Source organism: Marivita cryptomonadis (assembly GCF_002115725.1).
Lineage (GTDB): Bacteria > Pseudomonadota > Alphaproteobacteria > Rhodobacterales > Rhodobacteraceae > Marivita > Marivita cryptomonadis.
On the sequence record NZ_JFKD01000019.1, the window covers coordinates 43,855 to 64,003 of the forward strand.

16 protein-coding genes and 1 riboswitch are annotated in these 20,149 nt (G+C 56.4%); of the genes, 9 read left to right on the top strand and 7 right to left on the bottom strand.

All coding sequences use genetic code 11. From position 1 onward, the window contains the following. Positions 1-6 precede the first annotated feature (6 nt). Genes MCRY_RS18135 through MCRY_RS18150 form a run of 4 tightly spaced genes read left to right on the top strand, consistent with a single transcriptional unit; the run spans position 7 to position 4,525 of the window. Complete coding sequence (locus MCRY_RS18135) at positions 7-1,530, top strand: tripartite tricarboxylate transporter permease (RefSeq protein ID WP_085632507.1); 1,524 nt, start codon at positions 7-9, stop codon at positions 1,528-1,530. Beyond that, positions 1,520-2,728, top strand: a complete 1,209-nt coding sequence (locus MCRY_RS18140) for a CaiB/BaiF CoA transferase family protein (RefSeq protein WP_085632509.1) — start codon at positions 1,520-1,522, stop codon at positions 2,726-2,728. Before MCRY_RS18135 ends, MCRY_RS18140 begins: the two co-directional genes overlap by 11 nt. Beyond that, positions 2,725-3,504: a citryl-CoA lyase gene (locus tag MCRY_RS18145; RefSeq protein ID WP_085632511.1), complete on the top strand. Its 780-nt coding sequence runs from the start codon at positions 2,725-2,727 to the stop codon at positions 3,502-3,504. The genes MCRY_RS18140 and MCRY_RS18145 overlap by 4 nt, the downstream gene beginning before the upstream one ends. Further along, on the top strand, positions 3,491-4,525 hold the full coding sequence (locus tag MCRY_RS18150; protein ID WP_085632513.1) for an AbrB family transcriptional regulator: 1,035 nt from the start codon (positions 3,491-3,493) through the stop codon (positions 4,523-4,525). Before MCRY_RS18145 ends, MCRY_RS18150 begins: the two co-directional genes overlap by 14 nt. Positions 4,526-4,531: 6 nt before the next feature. Here MCRY_RS18150 and MCRY_RS18155 read toward each other — a convergent pair whose 3' ends face one another. From MCRY_RS18155 to MCRY_RS18165, 3 genes are read right to left on the bottom strand one after another with little or no spacing between them, the layout of a single operon-like run. Then, on the bottom strand, positions 4,532-5,227 hold the full coding sequence (locus tag MCRY_RS18155; protein ID WP_085632515.1) for a GntR family transcriptional regulator: 696 nt from the start codon (positions 5,225-5,227) through the stop codon (positions 4,532-4,534). Beyond that, the gene (gene argE, locus MCRY_RS18160) at positions 5,220-6,380 is read right to left on the bottom strand and encodes an acetylornithine deacetylase (protein ID WP_085632517.1); all 1,161 of its coding nucleotides are present in this window, start codon (positions 6,378-6,380) and stop codon (positions 5,220-5,222) included. The genes MCRY_RS18155 and argE overlap by 8 nt, the downstream gene beginning before the upstream one ends. Before the next feature lie 4 nt (positions 6,381-6,384). After that, the gene (locus MCRY_RS18165; protein ID WP_085632519.1) at positions 6,385-7,569 is read right to left on the bottom strand and encodes a M24 family metallopeptidase; all 1,185 of its coding nucleotides are present in this window, start codon (positions 7,567-7,569) and stop codon (positions 6,385-6,387) included. Positions 7,570-7,724: 155 nt separating this feature from the next. On the opposite strand from MCRY_RS18165, the gene MCRY_RS18170 reads away from it, so the two are divergent. Together MCRY_RS18170 and MCRY_RS18175 are read left to right on the top strand one after the other, a co-directional pair. Further along, the gene (locus MCRY_RS18170) at positions 7,725-9,098 is read left to right on the top strand and encodes an aspartate aminotransferase family protein (protein WP_085632521.1); all 1,374 of its coding nucleotides are present in this window, start codon (positions 7,725-7,727) and stop codon (positions 9,096-9,098) included. 92 nt (positions 9,099-9,190) lie between these two features. Then, positions 9,191-10,066: a glucosamine kinase nucleotide-binding domain-containing protein gene (locus MCRY_RS18175; protein ID WP_085632523.1), complete on the top strand. Its 876-nt coding sequence runs from the start codon at positions 9,191-9,193 to the stop codon at positions 10,064-10,066. Between the two features lie 4 nt (positions 10,067-10,070). On the opposite strand, the gene MCRY_RS18180 is transcribed toward MCRY_RS18175, so the two are convergent. Then, complete coding sequence (locus MCRY_RS18180; RefSeq protein WP_085632525.1) at positions 10,071-10,892, bottom strand: ABC transporter substrate-binding protein; 822 nt, start codon at positions 10,890-10,892, stop codon at positions 10,071-10,073. Further along, entirely contained in the window at positions 10,893-12,665 is a 1,773-nt protein-coding gene (locus MCRY_RS18185; protein WP_171046133.1) for a TonB-dependent receptor plug domain-containing protein, read from the bottom strand. A gap of 46 nt (positions 12,666-12,711) precedes the next feature. Here MCRY_RS18185 and MCRY_RS22995 point away from each other — a divergent pair, with 46 nt between their 5' ends. From MCRY_RS22995 to MCRY_RS18195, 3 genes are all read left to right on the top strand, one after another. Then, positions 12,712-12,885, top strand: coding sequence for a hypothetical protein (locus MCRY_RS22995; RefSeq protein WP_171046134.1), 174 nt, complete (start codon positions 12,712-12,714; stop codon positions 12,883-12,885). Continuing rightward, a riboswitch (cobalamin riboswitch) is annotated at positions 12,855-13,061 on the bottom strand. It overlaps the preceding gene by 31 nt. Positions 13,062-13,308: 247 nt before the next feature. Continuing rightward, positions 13,309-15,537 carry a DUF4214 domain-containing protein gene (locus tag MCRY_RS18190; RefSeq protein WP_085632529.1) on the top strand — a complete coding sequence of 743 codons (2,229 nt, stop codon included), beginning with the start codon at positions 13,309-13,311 and terminating at the stop codon, positions 15,535-15,537. Between the two features lie 161 nt (positions 15,538-15,698). After that, complete coding sequence (locus tag MCRY_RS18195; protein WP_085632531.1) at positions 15,699-16,724, top strand: Fe(3+) ABC transporter substrate-binding protein; 1,026 nt, start codon at positions 15,699-15,701, stop codon at positions 16,722-16,724. Between the two features lie 31 nt (positions 16,725-16,755). Here MCRY_RS18195 and MCRY_RS18200 read toward each other — a convergent pair whose 3' ends face one another. After that, the gene (locus MCRY_RS18200; RefSeq protein ID WP_085632533.1) at positions 16,756-18,435 is read right to left on the bottom strand and encodes an ABC transporter permease; all 1,680 of its coding nucleotides are present in this window, start codon (positions 18,433-18,435) and stop codon (positions 16,756-16,758) included. 306 nt (positions 18,436-18,741) lie between these two features. Beyond that, a complete protein-coding gene (locus tag MCRY_RS18205; RefSeq protein ID WP_085632535.1) occupies positions 18,742-20,130 on the bottom strand; it encodes a hypothetical protein in 1,389 nt (462 codons plus the stop codon). Between the last annotated feature and the right edge of the window lie 19 nt (positions 20,131-20,149).

Below are 20,149 nucleotides of genomic sequence, written 5' to 3' on the forward strand. Positions count from 1 at the left end.
GAAAAGATGCTTGAAGGAATTCTAATCGGATTGTCGGCGGCGGTTACTCCGTTCAACCTTATCATGGTTGTGATGGGCTGCGTGATCGGCACATTGATCGGCATGTTGCCAGGTCTTGGGCCTATGTCGATCATCGCAATCATGATCCCGGTTGCCATTGGCATAGGCGATCCAACAGCCGCGCTGATCCTTTTGTCCGGAGTTTATTACGGAGCGATCTTCGGTGGATCGACCTCTTCAATCCTGCTCAATGCGCCGGGGGTCGCAGGTACAGTCGCAACGAGCTTTGACGGCTATCCCATGGCGCGCAAGGGACAGGCCGGAAAGGCCCTGACCATCGCCGCCATCGCCAGCTTCGCGGGCGGCACTATTGGCGCGATCTTGTTGATGATTTTTGCCCCGGCACTGTCCTCGGTCGCTCTGCTGTTCCATTCGGCTGAATATTTCGCCTTGATGGTGGTCGGCCTCTCTGCAATCGCGGCGTTTGCTGGGACCGGACAGGTCGCCAAGGCCCTGATGATGACCCTGTTGGGCCTGATGCTGGGCACCGTCGGCGAAGGAGCGCTGTCGAACACACCACGCTTCACCTTCGGAATGATGGAGCTGCAATCAGGCTTCTCTTTCATCACGCTGGCCATGGCGATGTTCGCTCTTCCGGAGGCCTTGTTTCTGGTCATGAATCCGGCACGCGCAGCTAATGGGTCTAGTGACGGTAGTGGCAAGATTACCAATATGCGGATCACCAAAGAAGAAGCGCGCACCATAGCGCCTGTGATCGGGCGCCAGTCGCTACAGGGGTTTTTCATCGGAGTATTGCCCGGCGCAGGGGCTACTATCGCATCCTTCCTAGGCTATGCCGTCGAGCGCAACATCGCCAAGGGCGCGGAACAGGAAGAGTTCGGCAAAGGGTCGATCAAGGGGCTGGCTGCTCCTGAAACCGCCAACAATGCCGCTTGTACAGGATCGTTCGTGCCTTTGTTGACCTTAGGCATCCCCGGATCGGGAACAACGGCAATTCTGCTTGGCGCTTTGCTGGCGCTGAACGTGACACCGGGTCCGCGCCTGATGACAGACACACCCGAAGTGTTCTGGGCGGTCATCATCTCAATGTATCTGGGCAATCTGGTGCTGTTGATCCTCAACTTGCCTTTGATTCCCTACATCGCCAAGATCCTGACCATCCCGCGCACGTTCCTGATCCCGTTCATCCTGTTCTTCACCCTGATGGGCAGCTATTTGGGTCAGAACAATTCGACGGAACTTCTGATCCTTGTCGGGTTCGGTGTCGTGGCTACGATCCTCCGGTTCGCAGACTTCCCGCTTGCTCCGTTGCTGATCGGGTTCATTCTTGGCACGATGCTCGAGAACAATTTTGCAAGGGCAATGCAGCTTTACCGTGGGTTCGACTTCATCCTTGAACGGCCGATGACGCTTGGCCTGCTTGTGTTGGCTTTGATCCTTGTGGTGTTGCCAAGCTATCGCGGCTACCGGGCGCGCAAGCGGGCCGAAGGCGTGGCAGATGGCGACTGACAAACAGACCGGACCCCTTAATGGGGTCCGCGTCCTTGATCTGACGAATGTCTTGGCAGGCCCTTTCGCCTGCCATCAACTTGCCCATCTCGGCGCAGATGTGATCAAGGTCGAGGCTGTCGGGACGGGCGATCTTGCCAGAAACCTTGGTTCTGATCCCGATCTGTCTGCGGCGGGTATGGGGATCAGCTTTCTGGCCCAGAACGCTGGCAAGTCTTCGCTGACGCTCAACCTAAAAGACCCGCGTGGCAAGGACGTTCTTGAGCAACTTGTGCAGGGTGCGGATGTTCTGGTCGAGAATTATCGACCCGGTGTCATGGAGCGTTTGAGCCTTTGCTATGACACCTTGAAGCAGGTCAACCCGAACCTGGTCTATTGCGCCATCTCCGGCTTTGGCCAAACCGGACCTTGGGCTACCCGGCCTGCTTATGACCAAATTATCCAAGGCGTTTCGGGTGTAATGTCGATCACCGGCGACGCACAAAGCGCACCGCTGCGCGTGGGCTATCCGCTCGCGGACACCATCGGCGGATTGACGGCAGCTATGGCGATCTGCTCTGCGCTGAACGCAACGCCCCGAGGCGCATATATCGACGTGTCCATGCTTGAATCCGTTCTAGCGACGATGGGATGGGTGGTGTCCAACCATCTGATCGGCGGCGTCGCGCCCAGCGCACAAGGAAACGAGAACCCCACATCCGCACCATCCGGCGCGTTTCAATGCGCTGATGGGTTGATCAATATTGCCGCCAACAAGGATGAGCAGTGGGTCGCACTTGCACGTCACCTTGGACGCGAAGACCTACTGTCCAAAGAGGTGTTCCTGACACGTGAGGACCGCAAGACCAATAGACTGCGACTGAAGGCGGAACTCGAAACGGTTTTGACGACGCGGTCTGCGCGGGATTGGGCCGAAGAGCTGAACAGCCTTGGCGTTCCTGCAGGGGCGGTTTTGTCGGTGCCCGAAGCGCTCACCACCGCGCAAATCACTGGTCGCGACTTCATCACTCGGTTTGCTTCTGTTCCGGGTGTTGACCGCCCAGTGGACGTCGTGTCCGTCGGCGCAATGTTCGACGGAACCCGGCCCACAGTCTCGACGCCGCCGCCCAAATTGGGTCAGGACACAACAAGCATCTTGGAAAACCTTGGCTACAGTCGGATACAGATTGAAACGTTGCGCAAGGAGGGCGTGATTTGACAACAAACACCGACGTATCGGACTGGTGGCGCACAAAGATCATCGACATGGAGCCGGGACGCATCCACCTGCGCGGTCAGCCGATTCAGGATCTGATTGGCAACACCGGGTTTGCCCGCATGATCTGGTTAATGGTCGTCGGAGAAGATATCTCGGGACCGCGCGCCGATCTGTTTGAGGCCGCTTTGGTTTCCGCAGTAGATCACGGCCCTCAAGCGCCTTCCATTGCAGCTGCGCGCATGGCGTCGACCTGCGGGATCGGTCTGCAATCGGCCATGGCGACCGGGCTCAATATGCTTGGCGATGTGCATGGAGGCGCCGGGGAACAGGCTGTCGGGCTGTACCGCGAGATCGAGACTGCTGGATTGGACAAACTTGTGACCTGTCTTGACGATTGGCGCGAAAAGCATGGCCGTTTCATTCCAGGTTTCGGACACAGGTTCCACAAACCGGTCGATCCCCGTGCACCACGCTTGCTTGGTTTGGTCGAAGATGCAGCAAAGGTCGGAGCCGTTACCGGTGTCTATGCCCAGATCGGGCGCGCCATTGAAACCCGCCTCGCTGAGGAACGCGGCAAATCTGTTCCGATGAACATCGACGGCGCGACGGCCGTTATCTACGCGGAATTGGGTTGCCCGGCACCACTTGCACGCGGCTTTTTCGGATTGTCGCGCTCGGTGGGTATCCTTGCTCACGCATGGGAACAAATGGAGCAGGGTGGTCGCAACAAGGGACCGACGCCACCGGAGTACCGATGGACCTATGAAGGCGTATAGCAGGCAGGTGCCGCCAGTCATTCCGACGCTTTTGATCGGTGCTGCGGGGGCAATTCTGTTTTATCTCGTCGGATTTCCAGCCGCTGCCGTGACCGGGCCGGCTACAACCGTTGCCGCTGCGACGTTGTTGGGCGTACGCACCCAGATCCCACCACGGCTTTGCGATATCATCTTCATTGTGATTGGCGCCCAAATCGGAAGCACCGTGACACCCGATGTCATTTCCGCCGCAATGACATGGCCGTTGTCCTTGATGGTTCTGACACTGACACTGATCGCAATCATGGTGGTGGTGCCACTTTGCCTGCGGCTGCTTTTCGGTCATCGTCCTGTGACAGCCTTTCTGTCGGCTGCACCGGGTCACCTAACCTTTACGCTTGGTCTTGCCGCTGATTTGAAAGCAGACGTTCCACAGGTCGTGCTGATACAGACGGTACGGGTTTTCTTGCTGACGCTAATGGTGCCGGTCCTGATTTCGCTCTGGGGGATTACTGGAACAGCAACATTTGCCGGGCAAGGGACCAGTTCGGCGGCCGACCTTGTGCTTGTCCTGCTGCTGGCCTTGGCTGTCGGCCTCGGTCTGAAACGTCTGGCTGTTCCGGCACCGTTATTGATCGGGGCAATGGCCGTATCGGCGATCACGCATGGGACCGGGCTTGTGTCAGGTGTCGCGCCGAACTGGATGACCATGGCGGCCTTCGTTGGCATGGGCGCGTTGATCGGCACGCGGTTCGGTGGCGTTGACCGCTCGCTGTTGAAAAGCGCATTCGTTGCAGGGCTGCTGAGTACCGTCGTCGGCTGCATCATCGCCGCAATCGGCGCCTATATCGCTTCACGGCTAATTGGGTTGCCGCCTGCCGCATTGTTCCTTGCCTTTGCGCCGGGCGGGGTCGAAGTCATGGCGGCTCTTGCCATTGAAACTGGTCTGGAACCTGCACTTGTGGCCGCGCACCATGTGTTCCGGTTGACCGTTCTGGGAATACTGCTGCCAATTTTCGCGCTGCGCTACAGGCGTGATTGATCACAGTCACCCTGTTGCGTCTTCGCTCCGCCGCCTGACCAAGCGATTGAAGCTCATAGAGATATGCGCACGCTGAACCTGCGCGACAGCGCCGAGGTCGCCAGACTGCAGAGCGATCTGAATCGCTTCAAGTTCGTGCCGGAAAATGCGGTACTCATCCTCCAAATCCAGCTCTGCCTTGATTGCACGAACCAGCCAAAGGCGTTTGGTTTGGTAATACAAGCGCTCCAGAACCTGTCGCAGCGGGTCATTGGCCGTCAGCTCCAGCAGGGTCTGAAACACATCCATGTCCAGTTCGGTAAAGCTTCGTGGTGTGCCTGACACCCCCATCTCAAACGCGCGGTCGATCAGAGCTTGCAAGCGCTTGAAGAACACGTCGCCCGGCATCACCGGATCAAGCGTCCCAGTAAGCGCTGTCAACTCGACGCGTAACCTGTAAGCCTGTTCAAGCTCTGTGATGTCGGCGTCCGTGACGATGGTCCCCACCCCGTGCACGGACTGTACCAGACCCTCTTCCTCCAACCGCGCGAGCACACGTCGCACTGGGGTACGGCTGGTCCCGAATTCCTTAGCCAAGGCGATCTCGGACAGGTGCGTCGCCGGGGGGTAGTCCAGAAGACAGATGCGTTGCCGCAGAGTTTCGTGCAGTGCGGCATGACGATCCTTGACTGTCATCACGCCATCTGACGCCCCATCAGCCATCCAGCCTGTCTCCCAATCGTTCCAGCATGCCGATGCATTGGCTCAACTGTTCGATGGCGATGAACTCATCTGCCTTATGCGCCTGTTCGATCGACCCCGGGCCACAGACCACGACATCCGTGCCAAGCGCCTGAAATAGACCAGCCTCGGTGCCGAAGGCCACGACATCGCTGTTGTTCGCACCGGTCAATTCTGAGACGATGCGGCGAGCTTCATTTTCATCTGTCGGGATCAGGCCAACCACCTCGCCGATCACATCGGTGGTGATGTACGCTCCCGGATGAACAGCGCGCATGCGGGGAAGAAGCTCGGCTTCGCAATACTGCCTGAGGCTGTCTTTGACGAACTCGGCATCGCCCGGCTGAACCGGACGCATTTCCCAATCGACCTGCGCAGATGGCGCGATTACGTTATGCGCAACACCGCCGATCAATGCCCCCACATTGACCGTAGTCCAAGGCGGGTCGAAGGGAGAATTCTTCGGTGCTCGGGCACGCAAGTCTTCCTTTAGACCCAAGAGATGGTTCACATAGCGCACCGCATATTCAACAGCGTTGACCCCGTGATCCGGCAATGATCCATGCCCGGCCAGACCATTGAAATGCGTTGTATATTCGTTGCAGCCCTTATGGCCGTCGATAATCCGCATCTCGGTCGGTTCGCCAATAATCGCCACCCCAGGCGTCCATTCGCGCTCGGCCATGGTTTCGGCAAGCTGCCGCGCTCCAAGACAGCCGACTTCTTCGTCATAAGTGAAAGCGAAATGAACCGGCCTGTCCGCAACGCGATCCGCAAAATAGGGCGCCATTGCCAATGTAGCCGCAATAAAACCTTTCATGTCACATGTGCCGCGCCCGTAAAGGCGTCCGTCAGCTGCTTCCATTTGAAACGGGTCACGCGTCCACGCCTGATCTGCCACGGGCACCACATCGCTGTGGCCGGACAAGAGGATGCCGCCGTTGCGATCCGGCCCAAGCGTGGCGAACAGGTTGGCTTTGGTCCCGCAAGGCGACGACATCACCTCGCATCGCGCGCCCGCATCTTCAAGAAGCCCCGCCATGTGCAGGATCATGTCGAAATTGCTGTCAGCCGAAATGGTCGGGTAGGCAATTAAATCGCCAAGAATTTCGGTTGTGCGCTGCAAGTGGTCCACGGCGTCAGTCCTTGACGAACAGCTTTCGCTCCACGTTGCACAAGGCTTCGGCGGGGCCGCTGTCGGTGATGAGAATGGTTTCGGTTGTCTCGAGTCCCCAAGTATCCATCCAGAGAGCTGGCATAAAGTGGAAGGTCATGCCGGGCTGCAAAATGGTTTCATCCTCGACACGGAGGGATGCGGTACGTTCGCCCCAATCGGGTGGGTAACTCAGGCCGATCGGATAACCACAGCGGCCTTCGCGATAGATGCCGTGCTTCTGCAGAACGTCGACAAGTGCTTGCGCGATATCGCGGGTTCGGTTGCCAGCGCGCGCCGCATTGAGCGCGGCTTCGATCCCTTCGATCTGGGCCGCTTCAGCATCAAGCATCTCTTTCGGCGGTGTCCCCAGAAAAACGGTTCGGCACAAAGGTGCGTGATACCGGCGGTAACATCCGGAGAGTTCAAAAAACGTCGCCTCACCTTCGCGCATCGGATCGCCGTTCCACGTCAGGTGCGCAGCCGTCGCATCAAGTCCAGATGGCGTTAGCGGTACGATCGCGGGATAGTCGCCCCAAATGTCGTCCACACCTGTGATCCCGGCATGCATGATATCGGCCACCACATCATTCTTTCGCACACCCGGAGCTGCACGGTCGATGGCGGTTTCGATGACGCGCTCCGAAATTCGTGCTGCTTTTCGGATAAAGGCGATCTCTTCATGCGACTTGATCAGCCGCTGCCAGTTCACAAGCGCGGTGACGTCGGCAAACGTGGCGTTGGGCATTTCCGTCACAAACACCTGATGCGCTTTGGCCGAGTAGTAGTAGTTCTCCATCTCGACGCCGATCTTGGCTGATTCCAGACCCATGTCTTTCAAACGTGCCGCGAGCTCCTGCATCGGATGGCGCACTGTCGATTGCACGTAGCTGTCGGCGTAGCCAAAGATATTGGCCTCTGACATCCAGCAGGTACGCAAGGCGCCCATCGAGTCCATGAACCGCCCCCACCACATCGGTTCGCCTTCCATGCGCAGAAGAACGCCTTGGTGCACGTAGAACGACCAACCGTCATACCCTGTCAGCCAAGCTTGGTTGGACGGATCGGTGACGAACAGGGCGTCCAGTCCGGCTTCGCTCATCGCGGTACGTGTCAACGCTATACGGCGGTCGTATTCAGTTTGACTAAACGGGGCATTTCCCTCGGGCATGGTTGGTCCTCAGCCAAATTTATCGTAAGATGTGCACAACTCGGCAGGAATGCTGTCGAATGGCGCACAGAATCAGCACCTGATTTCTTGACACCATCCGAAATCATCGACTGATGTGCACAACGATTTGTCACCATTAATGACTGGAAAACGACATGCTTCGGAATGACCAACTTGATCAGTGGGATCGAGATAACTTCTTCCACCCGTCCACCCATCTTGCGCAACATGCCCGCGGCGAAAGCCCCAGTCGCGTGATCAAAACGGCATCGGGTGTGTTCATCGAAGATCGGGACGGCAACAAGCTGCTGGATGCGTTCGCCGGGCTTTATTGCGTCAACGTCGGCTATGGCCGTCAGGAGATTGCCGAGGCGATTGCAGAACAGGCGCGGGAACTGGCTTATTACCATTCCTATGTCGGCCACGGCACCGAGGCGTCGATCACCTTGGCGAAAATGATTCTCGACCGCGCGCCAGACCATATGTCCAAGGTCTATTTCGGTCTCGGCGGATCGGATGCGAACGAGACAAATGTCAAACTGGTCTGGTACTACAACAACATCCTTGGACGCCCGCAGAAGAAAAAGATCATCTCGCGCTGGCGTGGATATCACGGATCTGGGCTTGTCACCGGGTCGCTGACCGGGCTCGAGCTGTTTCACAAGAAATTCGATCTGCCGATCGAACAGGTGATCCACACCACCGCACCCTATTACTATCGGCGCGAAGACCTGAACCAAACCGAAGCCGAATTCGTCGCCCAATGTGCCGCGGATCTCGAAAACCTAATCGCTCGCGAAGGGGCCGACACCATCGGTGCGTTCATCGGAGAACCCATGCTGGGAACTGGCGGCATCGTCCCGCCCCCGGCAGGCTATTGGGAGGCGATCCAAGACGTGCTGAACAAGCATGACATTCTCTTGATCGCGGATGAGGTGGTCACCGGCTTTGGTCGCTTGGGCACAATGTTCGGCTCGGAGCATTACGGGATCAAACCCGATATCATCACCATCGCCAAGGGGCTGACCTCGGCATATGCGCCGCTGTCCGGCTCTATTGTCTCGGACAAGGTCTGGAGCGTGTTGGAACAGGGCACCGACGAAAACGGACCGATTGGACATGGCTGGACCTATTCCGCGCACCCCATAGGTGCTGCCGCAGGTGTTGCGAACCTCAAATTGCTGGACGATCTGAGCCTGGTGTCGAATGCTGGCACCGTAGGCGCATATCTCAATGCAACGATGCGCGAAGCTCTGGCTGATCACCAAAATGTCGGCGACGTGCGCGGCGACGGCATGATCTGCGCGGTAGAATTTGTAAGGGACAAAGACAGTCGCGTTTTCTTTGATGCCACGGACAAAATCGGCCCACAGATCTCGGCCAAATTGCTCGAGCAGGACAAGATCATTGCGCGCGCCATGCCGCAGGGAGACATCCTTGGGTTTGCTCCGCCGTTCTGCCTGACCAAGTCCGAAGCAGACCAAGTCGTCGCGGGCACGGTCCGCGCAGTCAAAGCCGTTCTGGGCTGATCAAATCAACCCTTCGCCCAATGCCGCCGGGAGATACGCCCGGCGGCTTTTCGATTGCCCTGGATCATGCCTGCCGTGCTAGACCGTAATGCATGACAGATCGCTTGGAATTTGTAATCGGACTGGATGGTGGCGGCAGCGGCTGCCGCGCTGCTCTTGGCGCGCCGGATGGGACGGTTCTGGCCACGGCGCATTCTGGTTCGGCAAATTACACAAGCGATCCGGACGGAACGGTCGCTCATATCCTGACCGCGCTGACCGAGGTGACATCTTTGGCTGGCGTATCATTCGACAGAGTGAAAGAGGCGCCCGCTCATTTGGGCTTGGCAGGAATTGTCACCCACGAAGATGCTCAATCCTGTGCGGCGCGTCTGCCACTTAAGAACTGCCGCATCAGCAACGATCAGCTGACCTCGGCCGTCGGGGCATTTGGGAGCCAAGATGGGGCTCTGGTTGGCGTTGGAACAGGATCTTTCGTCGCCATTAAACGAGGGGACACCATCCGGTCGATTGGCGGCTGGGGTCTGCAACTGGGGGATCAGGCATCAGGCGCATGGCTTGGTCGGCTGGCGTTGCAACGCTGTGCGCTTGTAACCGATGGTTTGGCAACACCTTCGCCCTTCATCGAAGACGTTCTGCAAACATTTGAATTGGATGCAAATCGCATGATTGCGTTTGCGCAAAAAGCGGCACCTGCAGACTATGCAGCATTTGCACCAAACATCTTCGACTCCGCATCCCAAGGTGATCCTCACGCGTGTGACATGATCAGAAAGGCGGCGGATTACTTGGACCTGTGTCTGGACACTGCTGGTTTGATTGACGGTGAGGGGGTTTGCCTTGTCGGAGGCCTTGCCCCTCTTTACGCGCCCTGGCTCAATGAGCGCCACCAAGCCAGAGTGGCCGAGCCTTTGGGAACTGCTCTTGACGGAGCCATCCGTTTGGCGTGGAAGCGTGCAGCCACCTGACTAGTCAGTCGTTGGCGGATCGGGTCAATGCGGAGGCCTGTTCACGAACCGAGGCAATCGCGTTCATCACGAACGGTGTGCCGCATACCCAATCGACAGAGGTTTTCAAAGCCGGGAGCCCCTCCAACGCGGGATGCGTCAGCATTTCTTCCGAAAGCGAAAAACCCGAAAAAGGCTGCGACCTGATCAGAGCATCCGGTTGGTTCAAGATCACCTGTTCCAATGTGAGCGTGCCGTTGCCCACAAGACCAAGCTCATCAGACAGATTCCGCACCCCGGCAGCCGTCAAAATGTCATGGCTCAAAGTGCCTGCCCCAAGGGAAAACCCATTCGGCAGAAAGAAGGCTGCAACGGGTTGATCGCCGAGCGCCTCGGGTAAAGCTGCTAAGTCCTGCTCCAAATCCAAGGCCATTTCTTCGCCTCGATCAGCCTGGCCCAGAACTTTGCCCATGCGACGAATGTCACCGGGGATATCCCGCAGCGATAGGGTGATCGCGAACTGCTCCACCTCGATGTCAATCGACCGCAGCAAAGCAAGCATGGCCGGGTCACTGTACTCTCCAGCGACAACGATATCGGGGTTTAGCAAAGCGATCGTTTCAGCCTGCGTATTGTTCTTGGCAAATTGCGCGGCCCGTTCGGCCATGACCGAGTTGCGCGGATCATCTGAAAGATCGCTTAATGACAAGATCTGGTCAGGGTCTGCCAGAAGCATGACAAGCTGATCGGTACAGACATTGACCGACACCACGCGCGGCAGATCAGATGCGATGGCCCCTAGGGGGACCAACGCAAAGCTGAGAAGCGCCATCAACCGGCGCATCATTCAGAAAGATGTCTCAACACCGAAACGGATGGTCCGATCCGGTGCATTGAAACCGCGCACTGTCTGATACGAGACGTCGCCGACGTTATCAATCGCGCCATAGACACTCGCCATGTCGGTGATCGCATACCGCGCGGAGACATCCCAAACGGTGTAGTCATCCAAAGGGGTCAGTGTCCCAAAACCGTCCAGAGTGTCCGAAACGCGGGTCATGTTGATGCCGACCTGCAACCGATCCGTCACATCCGCCTCCAACGCCAAAGACAGATCGTGACGCGGAACACGAACAACACGTTCACCGTCATTTTCGGTGTTTGTCAGTGTATATGCACCAGACACCCGCACACGATCAGTGATTGCGTAAGACCCGCTCAGTTCGAGACCACGTGTTTCAGTTGTTCCGTCCGTCTGAATGTAGCAACCAAATGTTTGAGACGGCAAGCAGTTCGGCCCACTCCCAAACCCAATCAGGTTATCGATTTCCGCCCAGAAGACCGTGGCCTTTACCGTTCCCCGGTCACCATAGCTGTGCTCGATCCCAAGATCGAAGCTCAGGCTTTCTTCTGGGTCCAGAGGGGTCGATCCGGCATAAGGCCCGAAGCGTTCATACAAAGACGGCGCGCGATAGCCCGTGCCAAGAGAGGCTCGAACGGTGGTTGCCTCGTCAAGCCGATACGACAAAGCAGCACGCCCCGAGAGTTGCCCGTCGAAGTCCGAATAATCATCGTATCGAAGGGTCAGCGAAAGTTCGACGGCATCGGTTGGTGTCGCTTTCACTTCTGCAAATACCGCCGAGTTCGATGCATCATATGCATCGCCATCCAAGGCTGCGCGCTCTTCGCTCCAGTCTGCGCCAAAAGCAAGAGACACGCCCGAGGACAGATCACCCGTGGCCAAGTAAGCGACTGTATCGCGCTCGCCAAGAAAATCGCGGGTGAAGCCCACCGGATCAAACCGTTCGATCTCGTATCGGCTGAAGGACAGCTCATGTGTCCAAGCCCCCGCTTGCACTTCGCCGAACATCCGCACGCCACGGCGTGTTTCGTCGATTTCGCCGCGCGGATCGGTTGCCGCCTGATCGTACTCTGCGGTGCCTTCCGACCAGAAACCGTTGAATCCAATGCGGATGGCGTCACTGACTTGGTAGGCTGCAAACAGATTGACCAAGCTTTGTTCAAAGCCGTCGTTTTCATCATCCGTATCACGTGCCGAATAGCCTTCGCTGGTCACGCGTCCAAGGCTCAACGCCAGTTCGGCACGATCATCAAGATATCCGAAACTCAGGTTTGCAGAGCGGGTTTCAAAGCTGCCCAGTTCAAGCTGTGCCTTGCCCGAAACGCCCGAAACTTCAGGCCGCCAAGTCTCAACCTCGACGACACCGGCAATCGCTTCTGACCCATAGACTGCGGATTGCGTCCCTTTGACGACTGCCAGACGATCCAGCGAGCCGGTGGTTAGTCTGCCGAAGTTGAAGGCTGTCTGTGGGCCCGATGGATCCGTGACATCAATACCATCAATTCGAACCCCGACATAAGGGCCGCTCAAGCCGCGAATACGAACTGTCGCACTGCTGCCCAAACCACCGTTGGCGCTGACCGAGACGCCCGGAAGCAGATCGAGTGCGGCAGTGGCGCTTGCCCCTTCGCGTTGAATATCTGCAGAATTGGCCACGTCGATCGTGGCACCGGTTGTGTCGAGGTTCGTCGGAAGCAATCCACCAAAGACGACGATGTCTTCGAGTTCGATAACTGCCCCACCGACATCCTGTGCCATCAGTGCTGATGGCGCGATGAGGGTGCTGCAAAGGAGTAGTCTCGAGGTGAGCCTTGTCATTTCATTGATCCCAGCCTTGTCCGGCGCATTGCACCGGAGTGATGAAAAATCTGGAATGCTGACGCATCCGCAGACGGTGATTTACACCACTACGGACGAAGCCGCCGCCCCATCGCGCCCCGCGATTGGACTGGGTGTTCGTCTTCGGCAGGTCTCCTGACTTGCGGGTCTCTGCTATGCTGGCCTTCCCAGGGTCCGTGACGGACACCAGTGGCACTTTCAGCGTCGCTCGCCACTCACAGTTGCGGGGGCAGTCGCGGATTTTTCCGAAGAAGCACCGCGTTCCCTTTTCACCGAACGCTGTTGAACGCTCGGACCGTAGACACGCTCATCTGCACCCGACGTTAAGGATGCGTCAAGTGGGCTTTGCATTCTGCCACCTTGGCGCTTGGTCGCAGGTACATGATTAAGTCATCCATCAAATTTTACGGGAATTTGCTCGTTTTCAGTACCTTATTGCCCAATTGCGATCACGAAATGGACCAAGTTCGCCACCAACCTTAATAAGACCGTTTCGCCCTCAGGTGGACCTGCTGTGGATGAGACCCGTTTGAGTGTGCTGTGACCAAAGAGGTTTGTGCCCGTGTCGTTTTCATTCCAATTCGATTACCGCTACGATATTGACGGGTTTTTCGATGACCCAGACCGCCGCGCGGCATTGGATGCAGCCGCTGCGGAATGGGCAGCGATCCTCAAGGATGAGTTCACCGACGTCCCCGTTGGCACGGTGTTCAGCATCAAGAATCCTACAAACTTTGAAATCGAGACAGTCACTCTGTCTGAGCCGATTGACGACATTCTTGTCTTTGTTGGATCGCGGTCACTACCCTCTGGAATATTGGCATTGGCAGGGCCGGATGGCGGGAACGCTTCAGGCGATGTTTTCGCAGCACGAATTTCACCCGATTTCAGAGGCTCTGGCCCTGTCACCGATTTCGAGCCCTGGGCAGGCTCTCTGACATTCAACTCCCAAGCCAACTGGTCGTTCGCGTTGGACGGTCCCGTGCAAGGCTACAGCGATTTCTTTTCGGTCGTGATCCACGAACTTGGACATATCCTGGGGATCGGATCGTCCGGCGCCTTTGACCGATGGATCACCAACAGCGAATTCGCCGGCCCCAATGCTGTACAAGCCAATGGCGGGCGCCCAATTCCGCTCGAGGACGATCACGCGCACATCGAAGAGGGATATGCAGACGACAGCGTCGCCTTGGACCCGGTTCTGACGAATGGCTCACGGGTTCTTGTGAGTGATCTCGACAAAGCGATCCTTGCAGATATTGGATACCAGATCGCCGGCTTTGAGGCCCACGGCACAAAACCTCCGATCGCAACAATTACAAGCGAACGTGTCTTCGGAACCGTCACGGACGATAGGATCAACGGGCTGGACGGGAACGACTCCCTGCAAGGCGCGGAAGGGCACGACCAACTTTTCGGAGACTTCGGAAATGATGATCTGTTTGGCCAAACAGGCGACGACACGGTGCACGGCGGCCCCGGTGACGATTATCTGGACGGTGGCGCAGGTGATGATGTCCTGAGGGGAGGCCCCGGAGCCGATGTGTATTTCGGGCATGAGGGTCGGGATGTGTTCGTGATTGCTACCGGCGATGGAAGCAACAGCCTTGCTGACTTCGATCTTGAAACAGACATCATCCAACTGATCGATAGCGGGTTTTCATCATCTGATGATGTGTTGGCGGCGGTCTTCAAGCCATTCAACAACGTCTCACGTGTTGAATTGATCGACGGCACAACAATTGATGTGCTGCATCGTTCTCAGAGCGGAACACCGTTGACCGAAGCACATTTTCAGTTGGAACCGACCCAATCGGACACTCCACATTCGAACCCAGCGACGGATGATGGGGCGCGCGTGGTGCTTGCCTCAGGTGATGCTGCAAATGATAGCATGGAGTCTTCCGTGCTTTTGGGAACGTCCTCGGACGACGTCATGATCGCGATGCAAGGGCATACACATGTCGACGGGTTGGACGGCGTCGACACAGTGCACTTCACCGGGAACCAGACGCACTACACCGTCACCTTTCAAAACGGGCAGGTGTTCATCACTGACCGGACCGAGGCCGGGGCTGTGCCGATGCGTCTGGACAATATCGAGCGGATCGCCTTCGAGTTGTCCGATACTGCATTCGATGAGCCAATGGATTTGCGGCAATTCGGTGGGCACGTTACACTGGATCAGGCAGCGCTTGACATGTTTATCGAACTCTACGTCGCATACTTCAATCGAGCGCCGGATGCCCTGGGCCTTGGTTTTTGGGGCACTGCCCACGCACAAGGTATGCCACTGGCTGAAATCGCAGGTCTTTTCGCGAACCAAGTCGAAACACGCGCGCTTTATGACGATGACATGAATGCATTGCGGTTCGTTTCGGAGATCTACCAGAATGTTTTGGGACGGGCGCCTGATATGGATGGCCTCGTGTTCTGGACTACTGCCTTGGAAAGCGGAGCGGTCACCCGGAGCACATTTATCCTCGAACTTCTGCAAGGGGCAAAAGCAGAAACTGCGAACTTTGCGCATGAGGAACTTGTTGATCGGCAAGCCGACGACCAGCAATACCTCGCTCTCAAAACAGAACTGGGCACGCAGTTTGCGATCGATCGCGGCATGTCCGACCTCACGGCGGCGTCGCTGGTCATGCAGGCCTTTGATGGAAGCACTACCTCCTTCGACGCAGCAAGCGCATTGATAGAAAGCTATTACCAAGCTGCATTAGACCCGGTGGCGGGTGCGTTTCTTATGCCGCTGATCGGCATGCCACCTGACGAAAATTCGCTCTGATCTCTTGTGTCACATCCATGATCACAACGGGAAAACAAGCAGTAGATCTGCAAGTTTGAGCTGTAAAATAATTCCGACAAAATTACTCGGAATGTGTTGATCGTGCGTCGGAATCATGTAACTGACTCTTTTCGTAAGAAATACGCATAATGGAGAGTCACATGCGCGTCCTAAGGACCACTTCGACCCTGGCGCTTGTCGTCAGCACCGCTTTTAGCACCGCCGCATTTGCAGAGGGCGAAGTGAACCTCTATTCATCGCGGCACTACGATACCGATGAGCGGCTTTATTCGGACTTCACGGAAGCAACCGGGATTACGATCAACCGCATCGAAGGCAATGCAGACGAACTGATTGCACGGATGCAAGCCGAAGGTGCAAACTCGCCTGCGGATATCCTCTTGACCGTAGACACGTCGCGCTTGGAACGCGCCAAGGCAGCTGGCGTTCTGCAATCCATCGACAGCGATATTCTCGAAGCGCGTATTCCCGACAGTCTGCAAGATGACGACAACCAATGGTTTGGTTTCAGCCAACGAGCCCGCATCATCTTCTACGACAAGAACGACGTGGCGAACCCGCCTATGGATTACGTGTCCTTGGCCGATCCGAAATATAAAGGACTTGTGTGCCACCGGTCTTCGACAAACGTCTATTCGCAGACATTGCTCAGCGCTGTAATTGAAAATCATGGAGAAGAGGCCGCGACAGCTTGGGCGCAGGGTCTTGTCGATAACTTTGCACGTGATCCGCAAGGCGGGGACACAGACCAGTTGCGTGGCATCGTTTCGGGTGAATGCGATATCTCAATCTCAAACACGTACTACTTCGCCCGTGCCCTGCGCACAGAGGTCGAAGGCCTGTCCGAAGCCGATCGCGCCAATATTGGATGGGTTTTCCCCGCACAGAACGGTGAAGGTGCGCATATGAACCTGTCCGGTGGTGGCGTTGCTGCGCATGCGCCGAACCTTGAGAACGCCATCAAATTCCTTGAATATCTGGCGTCCGATCAGGCACAGCAGTATTTCTCGGCCGGCAATGACGAGTACCCTGCTGTTCCAGGCGTCGGCCTTTCGCCGTCGGTCGCAGCCTTGGGTATGTTCCGTCCCGACGACGTAGATTTGTCCGAGGTCGCGCAGAACGTGCCGACAGCTCAGAAAATTTTCAACGAGGTCGGCTGGAAGTAAGCTGATACAGCATCGCGGAAATTGAGGGCGCCTAGGCGCCCTCTTTTTTGTTGCCCTGTTCGTTTCTGATACGACGGCACAACAGGATGACAGGAAGCGTGCCAATTGCGACAATCACAAGACTTGGCACCGCTGCCCCGGCAAGTCTTTCATCGGCGGCAAGACGATGGGCCTGAACCGCCAATGTGTCGAAATTGAAAGGTCGCATGATAAGGGTCGCAGGAAGCTCTTTCATCACATCGACAAACACGATGAGCAGCGCCGTGAACAAGCTTGGACGCAAAAGAGGGAAATGGACTCGACGCAACAGCCCCCATTCGCTTTGCCCCAGCACCCGTGCCGCCGCGTCCATATTTGGATTGATGACGGCGACGCCACCCTCGTAGGCACCAATGGCAGCCGCAAGAAAGCGGATCATGTAGGCGCATACCAACAACCAGATGGAACCCGTGAACAACAAGCCCGTGGATATTCCGAATGCTTCGCGCATGTAGGCATCCAACGCATTGTCGAAAAATGCAAATGGCACCAGCAGTCCAACGGCGATGACCCCACCCGGCACAGCATAGCCAAGACGCCCGATATACAACACGGTAGTGGCGAACCATGAGTGCCGGTTGCGGGCAAGACTGCCGAACAAGAGCGCAACGGCAACTGTAAGCAACGCCGCGCAGACACCAAGAGTGACAGAGTTTTGCGCGAATTGCAGATAGCGCGGGCTGAACAAGCTTTGCTCAGACCCCACAGCCATTTCTGACAACATCACAACCGGCAAGAGGCACCCGAGAAATGCAGGCAGAAAACAGGTCATCAGGGCAAGACCCCCGTACCATCCGTTCAGGGACACTCGCGGCATCGGTTCAAATTTTCGTCCAAACGCATATCTTGCCTCACCGCGATTGACCCGTTCGAGAATGGCAAGGAGCAAGGCAAACGCCAACAGCCCAAGCGACAACTGGGCTGCGGCGGCGCGGTCGGCAAAGGTAAACCAACTTGAATAGATGCCCACCGCGAACGTCTGAACACCGAAATATGAGACAGTGCCGAAATCTGCGATGGTCTCCATCCCGACAAGCATCGCACCTGAGGCGATGGCAGGACGGGCCATAGGAAGCGATACGCGCCAGAACGCGCCAAACCGTGTCTGCCCAAGCGATTGCGCTGCATAAAAAGTGGTCGCACTTTGTGACGCAAAGGCTGCCCGCGCCAAAAGATAAACATATGGATAAAGCACCAGCGTCAGCATTGCCGCCGCGCCACCAAGAGAGCGGATTTCAGGAAACCAATAGTCCCTTGGTCCCCACCCAGTGACAGCGCGCAATGTGGATTGCACGATGCCTGGGTGATCAAGAACATGGGTGTATGCGTAGGCTAGGACGTATGCGGGAAATGCCAGCGGCAAAACAAGCGCCACCTCCAACACCCGCCGACCCCTGAACTCTGTTGTGGTGACCAACCAAGCGGTCACAGTTCCGATCAGGGTGCTAAATGTGACCACTGTCACCAAAAGAACGAGCGTGGCGCGGGTGTATCGTCCTAGGACGGTATCAGCCAAAGACTGAAGGGTCTCTGTCGATCCCATGAATGCCGCAACCAACACACTGATGTGCGGCAAAAGACAGATAGCAGCAACGAATCCTGCAAGAACCCAAGGCAATTTGCCAATCAAAGACGCTGTCCCGCGTGGAAAACTGATAGATGTTTCCGCCATGCTCGCTTGGTCCAATAAGTCAGTGGTGTCCGTATTCCGATAAGAACTGTCAGACATACCGTGCTGCTTAACATCGAGAGCTAGCAAACAAAATCGCATTTCTACGATGCGTCAGTCTTCACCGTCATTATGCATGACGAGTACATAAATGCATGTTGCGAGAGAGTTGCCTCCCTGAAAAGTCGGTGGCTTGGGGTTTGGCTTTTCGCCAAACTGGGACGTTCTTACTCTGTCGATTGAACAAGGCCGAACCCTGCAAAGGATTTCATTCACCTCGCAGATGTCAGCGGATTCAGCTCAGCCCGACTATGCCTTGGGAGGTTCCATCCACCAATCCTTGGGGAAGGCAGGTGGGTCCATATCGTAGGTGTAGTAATCCGTGAGAACCAAGAGGACATCGGCTTTCTGCGGGATTTCCATGAACAGAACTCCCTTGTTCTCTGGTGTGTACCAAACCCAGAAATGGCGATCATCGTTGGGTAATGTCGTGATATTCAGCACCTCACCGGGGCAAATCAGCGGATTGTCCCGGAGCGAGGCTTTGGCAGCACCATGATCCATAGCCGCCCAATTGTATTTCACGATCCCAGTGGCATCATGTCCCTCGAACTTGGTGTGGCCATCTTGGAACGTGACGAACGTGTCATTCCCTTTAGCGTCCAGAAAAATATTCATGTGATCGGCATCAAACCATTCATGCTGGTTTAACGACAGGTGGGTTAGCATATGCGCATCCTGCAAGCCGGTGCTTGGCCAATCGTAGAAGACACGTAGGGGCATTGCGGCGTCGCCAAGTCCTTCGGATGGATCATGCTTGGATGTCTGATATGTAAACCCAGTCATCTTGATGCGCTTGTCCCACTCTGGCTCACCGGTTCCTTTGGCGGCAGGGCCCAGTCCCGTTATGATTTGACCTGGCTGTTCTGCACTGCCCTTCCAAAATTCGGGACTGTTCTTCAAATTGTCGACAATGGCACCATGGAATGCCTTTGTGTCCTTGGCGTTCTGTAGTGCACTGATCAGGCTAGCCGAGGCCGCGTCAGCACTCGTGCAAAGGTCGGAGGCCCAATCCAGTTGGTCAACAGCATCGCTCGATTCAAAGCTCTCGAATGTGGCGAGCGCGAACAAGCCAAGATAGGGAATGCCGCAGGGATTGTTGGCATTCGTGAAAAACCACCGCAGAGGTAGGCATTCCGGCTTTTGCGTCTTTTTCGCCCAGACCCAATTACAGGTTTGCATGGCAGTCGGAGGTGTGTTGCCCTTGTATCCATTCGTTTCGGGCGAATAACCTAGGTGGAAATCAACCGGTTGATTGTAAAGAAAGCCAGAGCCTTGGTTTAGAAGCCCATGTACGGCAAACATGTTTCGTCCCGGAACAGGTGCGCCCATCGCGATTGGGCCAATTGGTGCCGTGGTGCGATCATGCGGCATGAGATAAAGATCACCGTCCTCGAAGAACAGGGAAAACGCGGTCTCATCAACGCCGTATGACTGATGGAACATCTGCGCTTTGCTGTGCACACAAACAGTGCGGACAGCGCGAATTTCATCGTCGTAGTAGGGGTTCACCAAGGCGCAGCTTATCCACGCGTCCGGCATCTGCGAGATCGGCAAGCCGCGCTCTGCAGTGTCTTGGATTACGGGGTGGAGATTGTAGTTCTCCAAGTCTTGTACAGAGCGGCGTGGGTCTGTCATGCGGTGTGCCCCCTTTTTC